This window comes from Shewanella eurypsychrophilus, from assembly GCF_007004545.3.
GTDB classification, from domain to species: Bacteria; Pseudomonadota; Gammaproteobacteria; order Enterobacterales; family Shewanellaceae; genus Shewanella; species Shewanella eurypsychrophilus.
The window spans coordinates 4,058,973-4,078,655 of the sequence record NZ_CP045503.2 but is presented as its reverse complement, the minus strand read 5'-3'; the positions used below and the strand labels follow the sequence as shown (position 1 = coordinate 4,078,655).

Here is a 19,683-nt window from a genome sequence, read left to right as displayed (position 1 = left end):
AGAGCTGTCATGGCTTTAACTAAAGACCGTCCAACCCCAACACGGGCCAATCGTGACCGCCATGACCCTATGGCTGCTGCGGTACAGATTTATGCCGGTGCCATTGTGATGCTCGACGCTGCCGGTAACGCCGTTCCTGGACAAACGGCCACAGGATTAAAAGCCCGTGGTGTTGCCCAGGCACAGGTTGATAACAGCGGCGGTATTGCAGGTGCAGAGTCTGTACCCAGCGTCAATGGCTGTCATCGTTTTATCAATGATGCCTCTATCACTCGCGCTGATATCGGTAACGCCGCTTATGTGGTTGATGATGAAACCGTGGCTAAAACAGATGGCTCAGGTACCCGGAGCGTTCTCGGAAATATCGTTGATGTCGATGCCATCGGTGTCTGGGTCGATATTGCTTAATCACATTTTTTGCCCGTAAGCCATTAGCCCACTTATTCGTTAGGAGCGAAAACCATGATCATCAATAAAGCCAATTTGTCATCCTTGTTTACAGCGATTAAAACCGCCTTTAATAAGGGATTAAAAGATACAAACCCAACCTGGAATAAAGTTGCCACCTTAGTGCCGTCGACGACGAGTACCACCACTTATGCTTGGCTGGGCCAGTTTCCGCGTATGCGAGAGTGGTTAGGCGACCGTCAGCTTAAAAGCTTGGCGTTGCATGACTACAGCGTGAAAAACAAAAAGTTTGAATCGAGTGTGGCCATTCCTCGCGATGACATCGATGACGATACCTATGGGGTATTTACGCCACTGTTTGAAGAGATGGGCTACGCGGCTTCGACTCACCCTGATGAGCTGGTGTATACCTTGCTTGCTGCAGGTTTTCACAGCCTGTGTTATGACGGCCAGAACTTCTTCGATACTGACCACCCTGTGGGAAATGAAGATAACGGTATTAAGTCAGTCAGCAATATGCAAGCCGGTGGCGGTGATGCCTGGTTCCTGCTTGATGTTAACCGTCCCATCAAACCGATCATCTTCCAGCGTCGCCGTGATTATGCCATTAAAGCGATGACCAAGGATGACGATGAAAGCGTGTTTATGCGTGATGAATATCGCTATGGCGTTGATGCCCGCGCTAATGCTGGTTTTGGTTTGTGGCAGCTAGCGTTCGGTTCTAAAGCAACTTTGAATGAAGCCAACTTTAAAGCTGCGCGTACTGCGATGAAGAGCCTCAAGTCTGATGAAGGTCGCCCATTGAACGTGATGCCTAAACTGCTGGTCGTTGGCCCAAACCATGAGTCTGCTGCTGAAGCGTTGATTAAAGCCCGTGAGTTAGAAGGTGGCGGTAGCAATACCTTGTATAACGCCGTCGACATTCTTGTGGTGCCTTGGCTCGCATAGATAACTCGCGACTGATTCATTGATCTGGTTTCAATTGCGATGCTCTAGTCATTAGGGCATTGCGCCTCGAACCATCTTTAACTGGAGAACGCATGAAATGCCGAATTCAAATACTACTGGCACTAACAAGTTGCGCCTTGTTGTCATCACCTGTCTTGCACATCACGGCTACCGCCGTGCCGGTGTTGGTTTCTGTAAAGGCGAAAACAAGTTCAAAGCCGATGACTTTAGTGAGTCCCAGCTTGCGCAGCTTGGCGACGATTCAAGGCTTAAGCTCCAATTTGTGGAAGCAGACGCGCCACTGGTACCTACCTCACTCGATGCTAGCACGTTTAAAAGTGTGGACTCGCAAGCGAGTAAAACACTGCTGGATGAAGGGGCCTTGGTCGGTGATGGCCTGGGTGTAACCGTTGGCCCTGAAAGCGATCCCCACAAACAGGCCATTAAAGCGTTGAGTTTCGCTGAAGCGATTATTGAGCTTGAGCCAGGCAACAAAGACCACTTCACGGGTGACGGTAAACCTCAGTGCGATGTGCTGAGTAAATTGATGGATGAGCCCGTTTCTGCCAGCGAGCGTAATGCACTTTGGGCAAGTTTTAAATCTGAGCAAGCCGCTGACCAGGATGCTGAGTAATGCCGGGCTCTTCGTCTACAGGAAGCGTTTACGCCACGAGCGCACAGATGATTTCACGTTTCGGTGAAGATGAGCTTATCTCGCTCACCGACCGTGATGGCGCAGCGGGTTCCATTGTGGCTAGCGTGCTCGATGTGGCGCTGAATGATGCTACTGCGCTGATTAATGGTTATCTGGCCGGACGTTACACCCTGCCGTTAGCAAAACCGCCTGCAATGCTCGAACGCCTCTGCTGCGATATCGCCCGCTATGGTCTGTATGACAACGGAGCCAGTGAGCAGGTCAGCAAGCGGTTTGATGATGCGGTGCGGTTTCTGGAAAAAGTGGCAGCAGGAAAAATCACCTTAGGCATTACCACTCAAGGTGAAAGCCCTGTCAGTAATGACTTGCCCATCATTGAGAGTGACGGCGCTGTGTTTAATCGCCGCCATTCGAAGGGCTTCTTATGAATGTAAACGCTGAGGGCTCCGGATGTTAACTCTGATTGAGCAGCGTATCGAGCAGGCTAAATTAGACGGTAAGCCGCTGTTTGTGGACGTTCAATCTGCCCTGGCATTATCGGCGGTGCTCAAAAAGTCATTGAAACGTACCCCTGTGGCTTATGTGGTGCCTATATCTGAGCGCCCCGGACGCAACGAGCGTACCTGTGGCCCTGCGCTGCAATCTCTTGATATCACCTTTGGTGTGGTGATTGGGCTGCAGAGCGTCAATGACCCTACAGGTAAGAAAGGCAACGCACTGCTGGAATCACTACGGAACTCACTTAGGAACAGTCTGTTTGGTTGGTCACCAGCAAGCGGATATACACCTATCGCGTTAGGGCCTGGTGACATTGTGGCCATGACCGATGCCGGGATCTGGTGGCTCGATAAATTTACCCTTACCACTCACGCGCAAGCGCTGCAGTGAACATAAATGCAGGAATTAGGAGGCCAACAATGACTAAATCAACATCTGAACCTAAAGCAAAAAAGCGCTTGCCCGCAGCTGTGCCTGGCACTGGTGGGCGGTTTTATCGAGACGCCGACGGTAATAATTTAAAGTCTGAATCTGAGCATATGTCTTTGAAGAAAGGCGCTTCAGATAACGCCAAGGGAGCAACTAAATCATGAGTTATAACGAAGAGAAACAGCTGATTTTCGTCAAGCTGCGCAGCACCGGACAATACGGTGATGACGATAGTCCGGCGGCTACGGCCACGAACGCCATGGTGGTGTCGAACATCAGCCATAAACCGCTTGAAGGTAATCGTATCAGCCGCGATGTGGTCAAAGGTTTTATGGGCGCACCGGGTGAAATACAGGTGACGGCGTATGTTGAGTTGAGCTTCGATGTCGAATTAGCAGGCTCTGGCGATAAGGTGACAGCGCCGGCTTATTCACCTCTGTATCACCTTTGTGGTGTGTCAGAGACCATCACAGCTGATACAAGTGTCGACTATGCCTTGATTGATAGCGGTTATAAAGACGGCACTATTTATTACTACTGTGATGGCGCGTTGCATAAGATGCTTGGTGCCCGTGGCAGTTTCACCATGACACTCGGTACCGGTGGCATTCCTAAGTTGAGCTTCACTCTAAAGGGCTTGTATGTAGCGCCATCAGCCGTTGGCGCATTGCCTGCTGCCGATTTTAGTGCCTTTACCATGCCAACCGCTGCCACCAGTCGCACCATTGCGGTGTTTAATTTCTTCGGCCAGCCACTGCAGATGAGTGAGCTGACGGTTACTCCTGGTATGGCTGTTAATCATCTCGATGTGACCAACATGGAGGAGATTGAGTTTGCCGGTAGCCGCGCAGGCTCAGTCAGCCTTAAGTTTCGCGAGCCCGATATCAGTGTGATCAGTTTCTATGACTTGAAGCAGAATGGCACGCCTGGCGTACTCGCTTACCAACTGGGTACCGATGTGACTAATACAGGCTCCATCTTCGATTTGAATATTCCGGCATTGTCGGTGAAAAACGTCACCCGCAGCTTTAGCGATGGCAAGAGTTGGCTGCAGGTCGATGCAGACATTACCCCAACCGCCGCAAATTTAGATTTGAACTGGCAGCATCGTTAACGGGTATTTAAACACTCATTAATTTCAGCGTTCCCCTAACCAAAAGAGAGACAGAAAGTGGCATTAGTACTCGCAAAAGCGGCAGCAGATATCAAGGTATGGCGCACCATCAAGGTCCAGATGCCCAAAGATGGCAGTGATAAATCTTTCGATGAAATGACCTTCAAAGCCCAATTTCAAATGATGGGCACTAATGAGTTTAAAGAGCTGCAAGATGAAAGTGTGGAGGCAGCTCTTACTCGGGTATGGCTTGATGCCAAAGGCATCCGCGCCGAGGTGGATAGCAGTGAAGATGAGGAGTTTTCCACTGAGCTTAAAGCACAGCTCATCGATATTCCTTGGATACGCACTGCATTACTGAAGAGCTACTTAGCCATACCAGGTGGTAAGAAGGGAAACTAATCGAGGCGGCTAAAGAGTGGGTGCGTCAGCTCTACGCCGCTGATATTGATGCAGAGCAAGACCGTTTAAATGAGCAAGCCAATCAATGGAATGCACCACCTGAGGTGTTGGCGCAGCTAGCCAATCAATTGCCTGATGATGAGGATGTAGTGATTTGGCCAGAGAACCATCTCACCATGAATTTGTTTTTCTCCTGCCAAACTCAGTGGCACTTTGCGGGGATGGCTGGTGTGAGAACGGGGCTTAATTGGCAGAGCCTTGAGCTGGCCATGAGCCGCAGCGCTGAGTTTCGCAGCTTAGATGATGGCACAAAGGATGAGGTATTTGACGAACTGGTGCTGGTCGAGCGAGTGGTGCTCAAAGCCATTCGTGAGCATGAGAGCCTTCAAAAAACTAAGCCTTAATCAACTGTTAACTTTACCTGGAGTAAAACGTGAGCCAACCATTAACCCTGTCATTAGTGTTAGATGCCGACAATAAAGGCTTGGTTGGCAGCGTTCGCGTCTCTAAAAAGGAGCTCGATAAGCTTACTAAATCAATTGATGATACCGGCGACAGCTCATCGCGTTCACGTAATAAGATGGGCCGCTTTGAGAAGCAGACTAAAGATGTCGGTACAGCCTCTGCGAAAAGCAAAACTTCGGTTCGATCGTTTGCCAAAAGCTTTGGTGGGTTTGCAGTGGCATCCGTTGCCGCCGCGACGATAGCTGCTTTCGCTGCCGCAGCGGGCGGCGCTATTGATACTATGCAGGGCATGGAAGCCCAGTTAAAAACCATCACCGGTTCCTGGGAAGGCGCAAATGTCGAGCTTGAGCGCCTTATCGGTTTTGCTAAACAAACTCCCTATGACTTGAACCAATCTGTCGAGGCATTCGCCAAACTGACTCATCTTGGGCTTGACCCCAGTGAGCGCGCCATGAAGTCTTATGGCAATACCGCCTCAGCGATGAACAAAGACTTGATGCAGATGATTGAGGCCGTGGCCGATGCGTCTGTGGGAGAGTTTGAGCGCTTAAAAGAGTTTGGTATTAAGGCAAGCAGCCAGGGCGATATGGTGCGCATGACCTTTCAGGGCAATACCACTGAAATTAAGAAAGACGCTAAATCAATTCAGGAATATCTACTGGCTTTAGGTGAAAACCAGTTTGCCGGTGCAATGGCAGATCAGATGCAGCGCCTGGGCGCTAGGTACTCCAACTTTAAGATGGAAGTATTGCAGTTAACCGATGCTGTCGGTGACAGAGGATTAACGGCGGCCATGAGCGGCGCACTCGATACTGCCAGTTTGTTAGTTGGTAGCATTCGTGAGTTAGTGATCAGCGGTGAGCCGCTCGATGAACTCACTATCTGGGCCGAGCAGTTTAATTCCACTTTTAATCTGCTGCTAGGTGATTTCGATATTGGTCGTGAGTCGGTCGACAGTTTTGCCTCTGAGTCGATTGGTTCGCTCGGCAAGCTGGTTGATTTTTGGTGGTCAGGCATGGAAGGCTTGGTCGACATAATCAAAGATTTCCCTGCCCACTGGCGCACTATCTGGCATATCGTCATTGGTGAGGCCGAGAAAGGCTGGGAGAATCTCAAACTTGGGGCCATGTTATTTATCAGCTTTCTCGATGAGGGTTGGGAAAACATGGCCCACGGTGCCGGTGCTGCCTGGTTATGGGTGGAGCTGAGCTTTGCCTCCATGATGGATGGCATTTTATCGACGATGGCCGAGTCGCTGACCAGCATGGCCGATACGGTCTCAAATCTGCCTTATATGGATGCTGAAGCGGCAATGATAAACAATGCCGCTGCGTCCCTGCGCAATATGGCCACCGCCGAGGGGGAAGTGAAAGCCAAGATAGCCGAGTCTAACGCTGAGCATAAAAATAAACTGGCTATTCTGGCTCAGGTCAGAACGTTAGCGGCAACCGATAATCAGCAAGCTATTGCCGAGATAGATGCGCGTATTGCCAAAGTTATCCAGGAACGAGATGTAACCATCGCCGCTTCAGATAGCATGCGCGAAGCGGCTAAGCAGCGCCGGGAAGAGGAAAAGAAAGCCCGCGAAGATGCGGCTAGCGATAGTCGCTCATCAGATTCATCGCCTATCGATGAGTTTATTTATGACGACACCAGCATGAAGGCGATGATTAAGGATGTCGAAAAGCTGGGTAGCAGTTGGAACAATACCGGCAGTGTGGTCACTCAGGCGTTCGGCTCGATGGCAGCCAATATCGATGCGTTGTCAAACTCCCAAGCCAGTTACATCAAACTTGAAGCTGAGATGGGTGAGCAGCGAAAACAGATCATGAAAATAGACGATTTGGGTGAGCGTCAAAAAGAGCTAAAACGTCTCGACAAGTTAGAAACTGATGTCAACGACCAGCGTTTATCCTCTACCGTGGGCGGCTTTGCGGCTATCACGGGTGCCGCTTCACAGATGTTCGATGAGCAATCAAAAGGCCGTGAAGCCCTGCACCAGATGGAGCAGGTGTTTACCATTATCGAAGTGGGTTTGGCGATGCAAAAAGCCAGTGCCAACGCAATGGCTGCAGTCACTTCTGCCTTCTCTGCGCCTTGGCCTATAGGCTTTGCCAGTGGCGCGGCCATGATAGCCATTATGGCAGGGCTCGGGGTGTTTTCCGGCAGCTCAGGCACCGCGCCAGAGTCCAGTGCTGACCGACAGTCTGGTCAAGGTACTGGCACGGTATTAGGTAGCGATGATAAGTCTGAGTCGATTAATAATGCTTATGAACGTATCGAAGACTTAGAGCTGGATCAATACGCCGAGCTGCAGCAGATGAATCGTGAGTTGCGCGACCTAAATAGCAATATTACCCATTTAGCGGCCAACTTAGTGATGCAATACGGCGCGTTTGATGGTGATAACTATGACGGTTTCTTGGGTGAGATGTCCAACTTCTCCACGGGTGGTTTCTTTGAAGACTTAGGTGAAAGCCTAGGCGGCTTTTTAGGCGATCCGCTCGGTGGCTTAATTGACTCCATTATTGGCAGTTTCAGTAAGACTAAGGTCTCTTTGCTAGATTCTGGTTTATCGTTTGGCACTCAAAATCTGGGGCAGATGTTCGAGTCAGGTATGGCCGACCTGTCTATCTATAACGATATTAAAACCAAGGAGTCTTCCTGGTGGGGGCTGAGTTCATCTACTAGCTATTCAACTAAATATGAAGATGTTGATGCTGAAGTGGCAACCGAGGTAGCCCGGATTTTTGAGAGTATTGGCGGCAGTGTGATGTCGGCTGTCGACGTGCTGGGTATTGATTTGGCGCACACGCTGGAGTCTTTCGAGATAGATCTGCCTAATCTGTCGTTTAAAGATCTGTCTGGTGAGGAGATCCAAAAGGAGCTAGAGGCAGTATTTAGTCAGCAAGGCGACATGATAGCCAAGTGGGTTGCGCCAAGTATGAGCGAGTATCAGCGTGTGGGTGAAGGGTTATATGACACCTTGATCCGTGTCGCACAGGAGCAAGCTGTTTTCAATGCAGCCCTTGAGCAGAGTGGCTTGGGCCTGAGCCGTTTCGGTGATGTCAGCAGTGAAACACAGATAGCAATTAGTCAGTCGATAATCGGTTTGATGGGCGGTATTGAAACCTTCAAAGAGGCAACATCTACTTACTTTAGTGAGTTCTTCACTGAGGCCGAGCAGTTCGATTATCTGCAGAGCCAGTTAACATCACAGTTTGAACAGCTGGGTTATCAACTGCCTGAAAACGCCGAGCAGATGCGTAGCCTAGTCGAGTCGTTGGATTTAACCACTGAGTCGGGTCAGGAAGCCTATGCTGCGCTGATGCGCCTGGTGCCAGGACTAGCCGAATACATCGACCAACTCGAACAGCAACAAGCGGCGATCGACAGTTTTAATAACTCGATTCAAAGCCAGCTCGATACCACGGGTATGGAAGATCAAGAACTCGAGCTGTGGAACCTGGACAAGTGGTATGCCGATAGTTTGGCTCAGGCAGAAGAGCTGGGTATCGATATCAGCGCGCTTGAGGAACTCTATGGTCTGAAGCGAACTGAGATCTTAGAAAAGTATCTGTTAGCCGAAGCGGACCTATTGGCTCAACAACAAACGGTGCGCGACAACTTTAATCAGTCGATTAGCGATCAGTTAACTAAGATGGAATTGTCCGGGCAGGACTTGGATATCTGGGAGCTGGAAAAGTGGTACGCCGATACAAAAGCAACTGCAGAGGAAAACGGCGCAGATATGGCGATGCTGGAAGCTCTGTATGGTAAGAAACGTCAGGATATTGCAGCGCAGTATATCGATGCTGCCACAGCAGATGCTGAGCGACAACTGTCTGCACTATCCAGCGAGTTTGAGCGTGCGGTTGATGGGTTAAACAATGGCTTTGAGCAGCTGAGCAGTTCCATCGATGCGCTGACCGGTGATATTGCTAATAGCGTGTTATCGCTGAAACAGACACTGCCAGGTTTTGATAATGTTGCCTGGTACAGCGGTCAAGTTGACAGTCTGAGCAGTCAGCTTGGGCAAGGAACAGCAGAGGAGCAGCTGTCTACAGCGGACAGCCTCAAGCAGGCCATACTCGATAAATACAATGCAGAACTGGCAAACATTCAATCGTTAGCTGGTGCAGCCGATGAAGCCAACAGTGCCGCACAGCAACATTACCAGGAGCAACTGTCTGCCATTAAGTCACTCAATGATGCGGTTAAGCGCTTGGGTGATGCTGCAGATAAGATGCTGATTGGTGACTTGTCACCGCTGACTGCACAAGAGCAGCTAGCAGAAGCTAAAACTCAATACACTCAATTACTCGCCCAGGCTAAAGCCGGTGATGTTGATGCTATTGGTCAGCTGGAATCGGCAGGTCAAAGCTATCTGAAACTGGCACAGCAGTATAATCCTGCCAGCTATGATGGCGTGTTTGATAGTGTCTATGATGCCTATAAGCAGGTATCAGGCATGACACGCGCCGAGCCTGGTGCCCCAGCGCCACACCCCGATACTTATTTAGCGATGGAGCGTGAAGAAGAGCTCACTTTAGCGACAATTGCGGAGCTTGAGGCGTTAGGTGTGCTGTCTGAGAAGTTAAAGGATGTGGCTTCAAACGAACTAGAAACCGCCACCGAATTACTGCAGCAAACGTTTACTGATGAGAGCCAGGCCATTAGAGAGGCATTAGGGCTTGAGACCGTTAACATCACCGATAAGCTGGATGAGCAGATCCAAGTCTTATATCAGGTGCAGTCGGGTATAGTGAGTGCGATTGCCTCTATTGAGATCCCCGCACCACAACCGGTGGTGATTGAAGTGCCGATAGCACCACCAGTAATGGGTGAATACCCCTGGCATAAACAGATCGTGATTGACGATCCTAAGCCGCCGATGCCTGAGCCTACATCAAGCACTAAATCACAAGGAAATGCCGACATCGCTACAGCCATTGAAGCCAGTGATAAGCGTAACGTTGAGGCATTAGAGCTGGTAAGCCGTGAGTTGAACAAACTAAACCGCAATATACGTGATGATCGTAATGGCTTCACTGAGAAAAGGAGAGTGCAATGATCAACGATTGGTTATCACTCACCAGTGTGTTTCGCTGTGTCTTGGTCGAGATTGATTATAAAGAGGCTGGTGTTATCAAAACGGCTTGCTTTGCCCGAGGCAATTTCAGGAGTGCCGGCACAGACACGCCAGCCTATACCCCATATCGTGATTTTGTCGTGGGTGGCTTGCAGTTTGCGCAATCGATTGATGCCGTGCTGTTTGGTCAATCTCAGGTGAACCTGGGTGATGTAGAACTGATGGCCCTGCCGGAAACAGAAGTACTACTGACCCGCGCCGTGGCCGGGCATCAAATACGCCTCTATATCGGTGAAGAGTCCTGGACCAAGGCCGAGTTTTATCAGCTGGCTACTGTGGTAAGTCAGAGCGTTGAGGCGAGCAGCAATACTATCCGAGTGACGTTCAGGGATTTTAGTGAAGATCTAAACAGCCCCGTGTTGAGTGAAAAAACCGACGATGGTGTGTTACTGCCGCGCTGCTTCGGACGAGCCTTTAACCTTAAACCGCTGTTAATCGACGCATTTACCCATACCTATCAATTTAACACTGAGCCCAGCCAAGCCGTGACCGCCGCCAAATTTAACGGCGATGTTTTATCAACTAATGATTACTCGGTAGACCTTGCCAACAGCACGATCACCTTCAGTGTGATGCCGATTGGTGAAGTCACGCTCGATGTAGATGGCACCAAGACGGCGAGCTGGTTACAGACAGCAGGTGAGATCATTACTCATCTGTTCCCCACGGCCATCATCGATGCCGGTGTCTCTAACGCTTTGCTGGGGCTCTATATCAGCGATGAGAAGAACCAGTCAGAGCTGCTCGATGAGATAACCACTTCTATCGGCGCGTTCTGGCGCTTCGATGCCTTCGGTGTATTGCATGTGAAGTCGTTTGTCGGGTTAACAGGTACAACGGTCGGCAAACTCACCGATGATCATAATGAGGAAAACACCCGTGAGATAGCTTTCACCTTGCCACCGGCTAAATCTGTCACCTTAGGTTATGCCAGGAACTTCACACCGCTTAAGAATGTCGCCGGAAATGTCTATACCACAGATGCGGCCATGGCCGAGCGCCTGCAGCAAGATGAGTCCACTACCAGTGTAAATGATAGCGTTATCGATACCGCCTATAACAATGCCGCCAGTGTTAACGCCAGCACCTTACTGGTCAATAAAGTGGACGCCGAGGCAGAGGCCACGCGGCGGTTGGCTATCAGTAATAAGCCACGGGTGCTCTATGAGACTAAGCAGCTGGCGGCTGGGTTTGGTGTCGAGCTGGGCGACGAGGTGGCATTAACCACGCTAGGACTAAACGGCGCTGCAGCCATTATTACCAGAAAGGATCACGATATGCTAAATGACGCAGTGACATTGGAGTTTTGGCAATGAAGAACATCAGGCTACTGATTGAAAATGTCTATGACACCGCCGAGCTGTCACTGGCTACGGGGACTGAAGCCGGTGCCATGGTGCTGGCCAATACTCAGCAATATGGTAATGAGCTGCGCTTTGTATCGACTGATATCACGGCTGTTGTGATCGCAGGTAACTTTACCCTGGCTAAGTTGATGTCTGGTTTTATTATCCATCGCCACAACCTCAGTAATACCGCCAAAATCAGATTAGAGATATTTGATGACCGAAACCAAACAGGCAAACGGGTCTATGACTCTGGTTTGCTCAATGCCGTGCCGCAAACCGTGTATAACGACTGGGACTGGCGCATAAAGCCCATCGTGAGCTCGCCGTTCGACCATTGGTCGCTGCGCTTCTCTCAGTTGTGGTTTGATGAGGTATTTGGTCTCAGCTTTAGGCTCACTATAAATGACCCGGATAATACCGCCGGAGAAATAGAGTTGACGCGAGCCTACATGGGCCGCACCTTCGAGCCGCGAGTCAATTTTGCCTGGGGGCAGAAATCTCAGCTATTGAGCAGCTCAAAACAGGTGCGCACAGATGGCGGCAGTATCTACTCAAAGATGAGCAAGAAATACCGCCGTGTCGATGTGGCACTAAACCATATCAACTCATCTGAGCGCCCCCATCTATTTAATGCCCTTAACTATGTCGGCACCGAGAAAGACTTCTTTGTCTCCCTTTATCCCGAGCAAGGCGATCAACAGGAGCTGGAGTCTGCCTTTGCTGGCAAATTTACCGATACTCCACCTCTAACCCATGCCGGATTTAACCGAACGCAGAGTGCGTTAACTATTGAGGAATGCTAATGGCTGAGCCACTCCCATCACTGGATATCAAACTGGAAAACAGCGATGTCGGTGAAGTATTTAAAAACAAGATAAATGCCTTAGTCGAGGGGCTGAACCTCAACCGGACCGAGTTTAATAACCAGCTGGCCGCAGCCATTCTTTCTGAGGATTATTCTGAATTATCGAAAACCTACCGAGATACCGCCGAGCAGCATATGTTATCGGCCCAGGCAATTAGTGAGTCCGGTTTACCTTCGCAAGCGGGGAAAAACGGTAGAGCCTTAATTACCGACGGTACTGTGACTGCCTGGGGGGAGATATTTCCGCCTCAGGACACCTTTGCGGGCAAGGCGCTGTTCACCGATGGTGTGAATGTCTCCTGGATGGAGGTGCTACCCACACAGTCTGGTCATAAGAATAAGGCGCTGGTTAGCAGTGGCGTATCAGCAAGCTGGAAGTTCGAGGGAGCCTATACCCGAGATGTGATCGCCGACCATATCTTAGTGGCAGGCGATCGCGTGTTTGTCATCGCCACAGATGTCCTAGTGCAGTCATCACTCCCCAACACTATCGCATTAGGGAAACCTTTCTTGGTTAAAAATAGTCTCAAGTCCAATAGCAACGTGCGAGTAGCAAATCCGAATTTCACAATCTATGACAAGAACGAAAACTATGCACCAGGTGATAACCCCATCTTGGTACCTGGTGAGCAGATATCGCTGCGAGCCCTATCGACAACTGAACTGGAGGTGCTGTAATGGCTGATAAATTATTTAGTCAAACTAATGGAGATCGCGCGATTGAGATTGGAGAGTCTGTCATGTTAAGCCCTTCAGTAAAAAGTGACGCCGTTATAAATGGTGCTAGGTACTTAGAGGCTGGCTCTGTAGAAACAGACCCAAGTAAGTTTGACTTAAACATTTTTATTAATCCTGTGTTTGAGCCCACCCCCACGAACTATCTAGGCGGCAGCTACTCCTGTTTTGCGGCTATGTTTTCAAAAACACTAAATAAGTTTATATGCATCCCGAGGACTAGCCAGTTTCAGAATGTAACCACAATGGAGGCGGGTCTTGATAGGAAGATTGAGACCAGAGGTATTTTCCCGTCAACATCAGCAAACGAGTATGCTTATCGCGTGATTGAGGGTGGCGGCTTGTGGGTTGTTGGTGCATCTGAAGGTAAGGTGATAACGAGCTCAGATTTAGATACATGGGTGGCTAGGAAGGTGACCGGTTTCAGTGCTGGGGCGACTAATGTAGAGGCGCTAGCATATGGTAACGGGGTATACGTAGCTGGGGCTTCTTCCCAATTAGCTACTTCTATAGATACTATTTCCTGGAGTATTAAAAGTGTGCCTGCTGGTGTTGCAACTTTTTCTTCAGCCGTGTTTTCCCAACCATCCGCAGAAAATTCTCAGGGTGTTTTTCTTGTAGGCGCTAGGTACGGCAAAATTATTCGTAGTACAGATAATGGGGATACTTGGGCCGAGGTCGTCACTGGATTAGCTGATTATGTCACAAACATTAAACCACTAAATGGTTCGCTTTATGCCGTGTCCTCTGAGGCTATAGCCAAAAGTGACGATGATGGCGCGACTTGGATCTTGATTAATATCCCTGTGGGCGCGGGAACACCACTATATGACATTGAGTATGTTAATGGGTATTTCATAATAACCATGTATAGCCCGACGATAAGAAAAAACTGGATGTGGTCTAAGGATTTTTCTAAGTGGGAGCTAGTTTATACCGGAGGTAATTATGCGATGAAGTATATGTGTACTGATGGTATTAGTTCGATTCTCGCTACTCAGCCGTCTAGCAGTGCAAATATAATCTCTTTTGTAGGTGTAGCAGCGGGTAGTTTAAAGCCTTATGTTGAAGGCTCTGCCAAACAATTTGTGAGGGTCAGTTAATGACAGTGCTTACTATTAATCCAACGGTAGCAAAAAAACACGGTGATATTGAAGTAAAGATAACCAAAGTCACTGGAGCAGTTAAGCACAACACGGACTTCACTTGGGTGACTGTTGCTTTAGGGAAAGATATTCCAGTAGAGTTCGATTTAGAAATAGGTGAGGCTAGAACTTTCGCGATGACTCTAACAGGACAAGAAGGGACGCCTCCAGCTAAGTTTTTTGCGATAGTAGATGAGTCCGGTAAGGGCAAGGTTACCCTTAATTTTGATGCTATGGGGGACTACGTTTACACGAATGTAGAAGCGAACAAAGGGATGGATGTACCTATGTTTTTCACAAAAGACATTTTAATCGAAGTTGGTAAAGCGACTGGGGGAATGATTGCTTAGGTGATAAATAAGAGCCTTAGCGTATTTAGTTAGGGTTCTTACATTTGTTTCAACATTTAAAAAGTATTATCACATCCCGAAAAAGAAAGTTTTCTCAGTTTTCTCACCCATCAATGAAAGTTTTCGCGCGCGGCATCAACTAGATGAAGCTGCGATATTGGCCTGTATGGCCTATGTAGATCTAAACCCAGTTCGAGCAAAGATGGCTGAGTCGCCAGAGAAGTCAGACTATACCAGCATTCAAGCCCGTATAAAGGCGGCATTAAATGGCGAGCAACCTAGCTCATTACTTCCTTTCATTGGTAATGAGAAGCTTAATCAACCTAAAGGGATAAGCTTTGTACTACAAGATTATCTACAGTTGGTTGATGAAACAGGTCGAATGATTCGTGACGACTATCCTGACACAAAGGGGCGAGGAAGTATCTCAGCAAATTCATCTAAGATATTAACTCGATTGAATATATCAGCCGACAACTGGATAAAGCTGACTTCTGAGTTTGGCAAATTATTTCATGGTCCCGTTGGTACAACCCAGGAGCTGACAAACTACTGCGAACACCTACAGAAACGGCGTCGTCATTTTGCTAAGTGCTGCAAGTATTTAGAAGGCGGCTGATGGCCATAGGTATAATCATCCATTAGTTAACTTACAATTCACCGTTTCCCTCTTCAATGGCTTGAGTTAATAAGCCCTGCCCAAAATTTGTTATTTACACTGAAAAGCCCCTGTTCATTGATCACCACGGCCAGAAATCCGTGTTGCATGGGGGTGCATTGAGTTTGATGTCTGTGGAGTAGAAAGTTCACTATAGCAAGGTTATGTTATTGATTTATTATGGGTGGCCTGATTTATTTCTTGATTTATTATGGGTGGCCTGATTTATTTCTGCGTTATGTAATTGATTTATTGTAGGTGGCCATATAAATCATTAATCATGGCTGGCCTGATTTATTGACCAGTGGCTTGAAGCCCCCGAATTTAAGAGTAAATACTAAGCTCGCGTTATTAGATTTTTAATACTAGGCTCTTGTAATTACTCACGGATGAGTCTCCTATCATGGAAAACCTTGAAACAGGCCCTTTCTCAGTTAAATACTCTTGGTCCAATCCCATTTTTTGCAGAACAGAAAATTTAAGAATAAAGCCTGACTATTAAATATTCATAATCACCTTTTCATATAGGAGGTCGAACGAATAAGCTCACTAGCGTTTTTTTGGTATTAACAGAGCTGTCCTGTTGGTGTTGATTAGGGTATTGCCCTTTGTAATAGGCTCAAGCTCTTTGAACTAAATGGTTATTTTTACTAAAAGGAATTTATAAAATGATAAGGATATTATTTTTTCTTCTGCTAGCTTTTTCTTCGCATACTTTGGCTCTTGATTATCAAGATTATGATAAATTTGAGCGTGACAGGAGATATAAGAGAAGTGAGATAGTTACTCACAGTAATCGAATTTGGGTTTCAGTTCTACCGAATTCCAATGTTGAACCATCAGATTCTCGATGGATATGGTCTCAGATTACTTTGACAGGTATTAAGAAATGGCAGCCCGGTAAACTCTATCTTCTTGGTGATTCAGTCGTTATTGAACAGAAGTTCTATTTTATAAAGCGGTTGGGTTTTTCGAAACCTGAAAGTCATTTCGGTCAGTATCAGTGGGAGGAATTTACTCATCCTGCTATCGGATATGAGCTTCCCATACTCTATCAAGACAATACATCAAATACGATCGATGGAGTTGACTCTAACTTTGATGGTGTGAGAGATGACTATGAAATATTTGTAGTTATGAAGCACACGGATCCTGTGTTACGGATGCTTGGCTTCAAGGCGGGTAAAATTTACCAACTATTGTTGAATTTGGCTTCGGTGGATATAAGCGAAGTTTCCTTTGAAAGTGCTGCTTTACTTACGGATTATCTCGTTGCAATGCGAGTTTGTGTTAGACAAAAAATTCATTCTCAAAATAATTTCTTCGGTTACCAACATAAGTACATAAACACAACAGAGCGCTTTGAGGCTTACTATAGAGCTCATAATATGCTTTATGAATTATTAGGTGATGAATATGAGCCTAAAGTATCTGAAATGCCGTGTCAGCAAGTAACAAGTGTAGAAGGAGAGAAGGGATGAAATTATTCAAAGTTTTCATAATATTCATATTTTCTTTTTCGGTAAATTCTGCACCCAAAGAGTGTGCGGATTATGTAGACCAACTTCGTTTGTTATTACATAAATGGTATGTTTACTCCCTATGCGGGATATTTAGATAATAAGAGGGAGTTAGCAAAGTTTCAAGACCGATTTCTTAGTTCCGAATTTCCGTCTGCAGGTGGGGTTAGGGGATCTTACAATAATGATGAAGTTGCGATACTTCAGGTGTTAGAAGTGGCAAAGCAAAAGCTTAAAGATAAACCTGCTACAGGTGAGGTTTTAAGTGAATACTTTGATGTGCTTAGTCAGTTCCTATCTGGAAATATTGTGGTCATAGGAGCCGAATACCATGAGATCGTTCTGCAATCATTGGCTGAGGCACTAGTTCAAGTATTACCAGATATTAATCAAGAGCAGGATTATGCCAGTGCATACACAGGTTTAAGTCATGTAATGGCGGAGTGCAGCAGAACAATTCTGGTTTCACATTCACAGGGAAACTTTTATGGTAATGCTGTAGTGGAAGATATTTATAATAAATTTACTTTTCCGGGGGGATGGGATATCAATAAGTTTCCTATGTTGGGACAAGTAGGTATTGCCAACCCATCAAGTTCTGTTGGAGGTGAATTCGGTAATCGCTACAATAGTTTTACTGCTCATATAACAAACGACAATGATTTATTAATGGGAGCGGTTAGAAATATTATCGGTTCTATCGATTCTAACTTTGAAGCAGAATTCAATAATAATGATTGGTCAGGTCATGGTTTAGTTGACTCATATCTTCAATCCCCACAGCAGGCTTCATTTATCGCCAATGAAATATTGAGAATAGCCAAAGCCATGGTACCTGTTCCTGTCTACAATCAGTCTTATTCATCATCTTCAGTATTTTCAAGTTATGGATCCTCCCCAAAAAGTGAAATCCTTGATGTAAATTTTATCTATGGTGGCGGGTATCGTTATGAAGGTCTCCCTCAAAGTGTGATTGAAGAGTTTGAGCTAGCAACTTCTCAGGGTCAATACTTTAACGTCAATATTAAAGGTGTATATCAATATGAAAAACTAGTGACTTCAGGGGGGATATAAATAATTTGTCTGGTTAAAACAAAAAGCCACCAGAACCTCTTAGTTTAAATAAGATGTCCTCGGTGGCTTTTTCTTTTAGCTTGTACTTAAAACTTACCGCTACTCTTTCTAAAATCCGCTCAAGGCTGTCTATTTATAAGAACCGCTCAGGGCTGACTTTCTTCAAGAGCCGCTCAAGGCTGATGCTTTTCTCGCAACTCGAAACTGCTTTTAAGCCATTCGCTGTGTTGGCTTCCAGCGCAACAACTGCGTTGGCAACTTCACACCTTGTGAGGTGAGGCTATTAACGCGGTTAAGATAAGCTGCGCCATACATCAGATGTTTAGCGACATCGACAGCGTTACGGTCTTGGTAGTTATCGAGATAACTGCCTTTTGCCCACTGATTGAATGCGCCTAGTGCTGGGCCTGCCCAGATTTGATAATCCATTTCACGGCCGACTTCACCTGAGTTTGACCAGCGACTTGATAGCCCTAGGTACCAGCGGAAGATCAGTGCCATCTTACGCTTAGGATTACCTTCCGCGCGCTCGATCTGCTTAGGATCGCGCTCATTAAAGTGTGCCACAGTACCGGCCCAGATCTCATCAAGAGATGAACGGAATACTTGCTTCTCAAGTTTCTCACGCTCAGCAGTTGGAATCGCTTCGATAGAGTCGTAACGAGTGTATAGCTCATAAAGCTTGTTGGCGCGCATAGGGAAAAGCGTACCACGCTTGACGACTTGCAGCTTGACGCCCATCTCGAACATATCGGCTGCAGGTGCCATGGTCACATCGGCCATTTCAGTGTTTGCCAGTAGCTTACGAGTGTGTTCACTGGCTCCGGCTTCGACGCAGGCTTGGTTGACTGAGCCTGTAACGATATAGGCAGCGCCCATGTTGAAGGTAGCTAGCGCAGCATCAGGTGTGCCCACACCGCCGCCACAACCGACACGGATCGGCGTTGGGTAGTTAAACTTGGTTTGGATCTCCTCTTTAAGCGCGAGGATAGTCGGCAGAAGCGTCACTAATGGACGGTTATCTGTGTGCCCGCCAGAGTCCGCTTCAGCAGTTATGTCATCACTCATAGGAACCAGTTGTGCCAGTTCCATCTGCTCAGGAGTGATTGAACCTTCATCGACCAGCTTTTGTAGCATCTTAACAGGGGCTGGCATCATGAACTTTTCAGCCACTTCGGTGCGGCTGACTTTAGCGATAACCTTGTTAGCAATAACGATATTGCCATGGCTATCACGGCTAAGGCCTGCTGCGCGGTAGTAAACTATTTGAGGTGTTAGGCCAAGGAATGCTGACGCTTCGACTGTACGCACCTTATGCTTAATAAATAGCTCAACGCTGCCACGCTCTAATGCTGGCTCACTTGGGCTATGGATAAGGTTAAACATATACGGGCCGTTCGGTAAGGCGGCTTGGATACGGTTAATGGCGGCTTCTACGCGGCTTGGAATAAGACCCGCTGCACCGAATGAACATAAGATGCCAGCTCTGCCTAGGGCGATAACCAGCTCTTCAGATGAAATACCGTTCGCCATGGCACCAGCGTAGTAAGCGTATTTTACGCCGTGTACGCGGCGAAAGTTACTGTCACCTAAGCTTTCAGTACCAAGTGCTGGAGCAAACGCGCTAACAGGCTGTACATTTTGCACTACTGAGCTTGTATCTGAGTTGGTAACCACTTGCGCTTCATGGGCAATACCCACACCTTTCTCGCTGTGGTTGACGACATAACAGCCACGGCTGAAGTCTTTCAGTTGATGCTCCATGGTCGCTACATCAAAACTGATGTCGCTGTTATTCACAGCCCAAGGCCATGGCGATAAGTTTTCATTTGTTGTCGTAGGATTCATTGTTGACCCTTAATTATTCTTTGTCTGTTTAGTTTTTTTAAACATAAAATTCTTGAAATCCGTTAATG

At 47.4% G+C, this 19,683-nt stretch carries 18 protein-coding genes and 1 pseudogene; 18 read left to right on the top strand and 1 reads right to left on the bottom strand.

The genetic code is table 11. The annotated features are described in order from the left end of the window. The first annotated feature begins 9 nt into the window (after nt 1–9). From FM038_RS17325 to FM038_RS17240, 18 genes and pseudogenes are all read left to right on the top strand, one after another. A complete protein-coding gene (locus FM038_RS17325) occupies nt 10–408 on the top strand; it encodes a hypothetical protein (protein WP_142874574.1) in 399 nt (132 codons plus the stop codon). A 54-nt stretch (nt 409–462) separates the two neighbouring features. Next, the gene (locus tag FM038_RS17320; RefSeq protein WP_142874573.1) at nt 463–1,356 is read left to right on the top strand and encodes a Mu-like prophage major head subunit gpT family protein; all 894 of its coding nucleotides are present in this window, start codon (nt 463–465) and stop codon (nt 1,354–1,356) included. Nucleotides 1,357–1,453: 97 nt separating this feature from the next. Continuing rightward, complete coding sequence (locus FM038_RS17315; protein WP_142874572.1) at nt 1,454–1,990, top strand: HI1506-related protein; 537 nt, start codon at nt 1,454–1,456, stop codon at nt 1,988–1,990. Continuing rightward, the gene (locus FM038_RS17310; RefSeq protein WP_142874571.1) at nt 1,990–2,439 is read left to right on the top strand and encodes a gp436 family protein; all 450 of its coding nucleotides are present in this window, start codon (nt 1,990–1,992) and stop codon (nt 2,437–2,439) included. Before FM038_RS17315 ends, FM038_RS17310 begins: the two co-directional genes overlap by 1 nt. A gap of 22 nt (nt 2,440–2,461) precedes the next feature. Beyond that, nucleotides 2,462–2,899 (top strand): phage tail terminator protein, encoded by a 438-nt coding sequence (locus FM038_RS17305; protein WP_142874570.1) that lies wholly within the window; start codon nt 2,462–2,464, stop codon nt 2,897–2,899. A 29-nt stretch (nt 2,900–2,928) separates the two neighbouring features. Continuing rightward, nucleotides 2,929–3,102 (top strand): hypothetical protein, encoded by a 174-nt coding sequence (locus tag FM038_RS17300; RefSeq protein ID WP_185965855.1) that lies wholly within the window; start codon nt 2,929–2,931, stop codon nt 3,100–3,102. Then, the gene (locus FM038_RS17295) at nt 3,099–4,052 is read left to right on the top strand and encodes a phage tail tube protein (RefSeq protein WP_142874569.1); all 954 of its coding nucleotides are present in this window, start codon (nt 3,099–3,101) and stop codon (nt 4,050–4,052) included. The genes FM038_RS17300 and FM038_RS17295 overlap by 4 nt, the downstream gene beginning before the upstream one ends. Nucleotides 4,053–4,109: 57 nt before the next feature. After that, on the top strand, nt 4,110–4,454 hold the full coding sequence (locus FM038_RS17290) for a hypothetical protein (protein WP_142874568.1): 345 nt from the start codon (nt 4,110–4,112) through the stop codon (nt 4,452–4,454). Between the two features lie 20 nt (nt 4,455–4,474). Beyond that, nucleotides 4,475–4,858, top strand: a complete 384-nt coding sequence (locus FM038_RS17285) for a DUF1799 domain-containing protein (RefSeq protein WP_142874567.1) — start codon at nt 4,475–4,477, stop codon at nt 4,856–4,858. Between the two features lie 29 nt (nt 4,859–4,887). Next, on the top strand, nt 4,888–9,993 hold the full coding sequence (locus FM038_RS17280) for a hypothetical protein (RefSeq protein ID WP_142874566.1): 5,106 nt from the start codon (nt 4,888–4,890) through the stop codon (nt 9,991–9,993). Further along, entirely contained in the window at nt 9,990–11,387 is a 1,398-nt protein-coding gene (locus tag FM038_RS17275; protein ID WP_142874565.1) for a hypothetical protein, read from the top strand. Before FM038_RS17280 ends, FM038_RS17275 begins: the two co-directional genes overlap by 4 nt. Then, the gene (locus FM038_RS17270) at nt 11,384–12,223 is read left to right on the top strand and encodes a hypothetical protein (RefSeq protein ID WP_142874564.1); all 840 of its coding nucleotides are present in this window, start codon (nt 11,384–11,386) and stop codon (nt 12,221–12,223) included. Before FM038_RS17275 ends, FM038_RS17270 begins: the two co-directional genes overlap by 4 nt. Beyond that, nucleotides 12,223–12,963, top strand: a complete 741-nt coding sequence (locus tag FM038_RS17265; protein ID WP_142874563.1) for a hypothetical protein — start codon at nt 12,223–12,225, stop codon at nt 12,961–12,963. Before FM038_RS17270 ends, FM038_RS17265 begins: the two co-directional genes overlap by 1 nt. Then, complete coding sequence (locus FM038_RS17260; RefSeq protein WP_142874562.1) at nt 12,963–14,123, top strand: WD40/YVTN/BNR-like repeat-containing protein; 1,161 nt, start codon at nt 12,963–12,965, stop codon at nt 14,121–14,123. The genes FM038_RS17265 and FM038_RS17260 overlap by 1 nt, the downstream gene beginning before the upstream one ends. Further along, nucleotides 14,123–14,515 carry a hypothetical protein gene (locus FM038_RS17255; protein WP_142874561.1) on the top strand — a complete coding sequence of 131 codons (393 nt, stop codon included), beginning with the start codon at nt 14,123–14,125 and terminating at the stop codon, nt 14,513–14,515. The genes FM038_RS17260 and FM038_RS17255 overlap by 1 nt, the downstream gene beginning before the upstream one ends. A gap of 136 nt (nt 14,516–14,651) precedes the next feature. Continuing rightward, a pseudogene (locus FM038_RS17250) lies at nt 14,652–15,134 on the top strand (transposase); the annotation flags it as partial. Between the two features lie 707 nt (nt 15,135–15,841). Then, nucleotides 15,842–16,654, top strand: coding sequence for a hypothetical protein (locus FM038_RS17245; RefSeq protein ID WP_142874560.1), 813 nt, complete (start codon nt 15,842–15,844; stop codon nt 16,652–16,654). A gap of 108 nt (nt 16,655–16,762) precedes the next feature. Further along, the gene (locus FM038_RS17240; RefSeq protein WP_142874559.1) at nt 16,763–17,767 is read left to right on the top strand and encodes a KTSC domain-containing protein; all 1,005 of its coding nucleotides are present in this window, start codon (nt 16,763–16,765) and stop codon (nt 17,765–17,767) included. 210 nt (nt 17,768–17,977) lie between these two features. Here the strand turns inward: FM038_RS17240 and pfaD are convergent, their stop codons facing one another. Then, a complete protein-coding gene (gene pfaD / locus FM038_RS17235; protein WP_142874558.1) occupies nt 17,978–19,615 on the bottom strand; it encodes an eicosapentaenoate synthase subunit PfaD in 1,638 nt (545 codons plus the stop codon). Between the last annotated feature and the right edge of the window lie 68 nt (nt 19,616–19,683).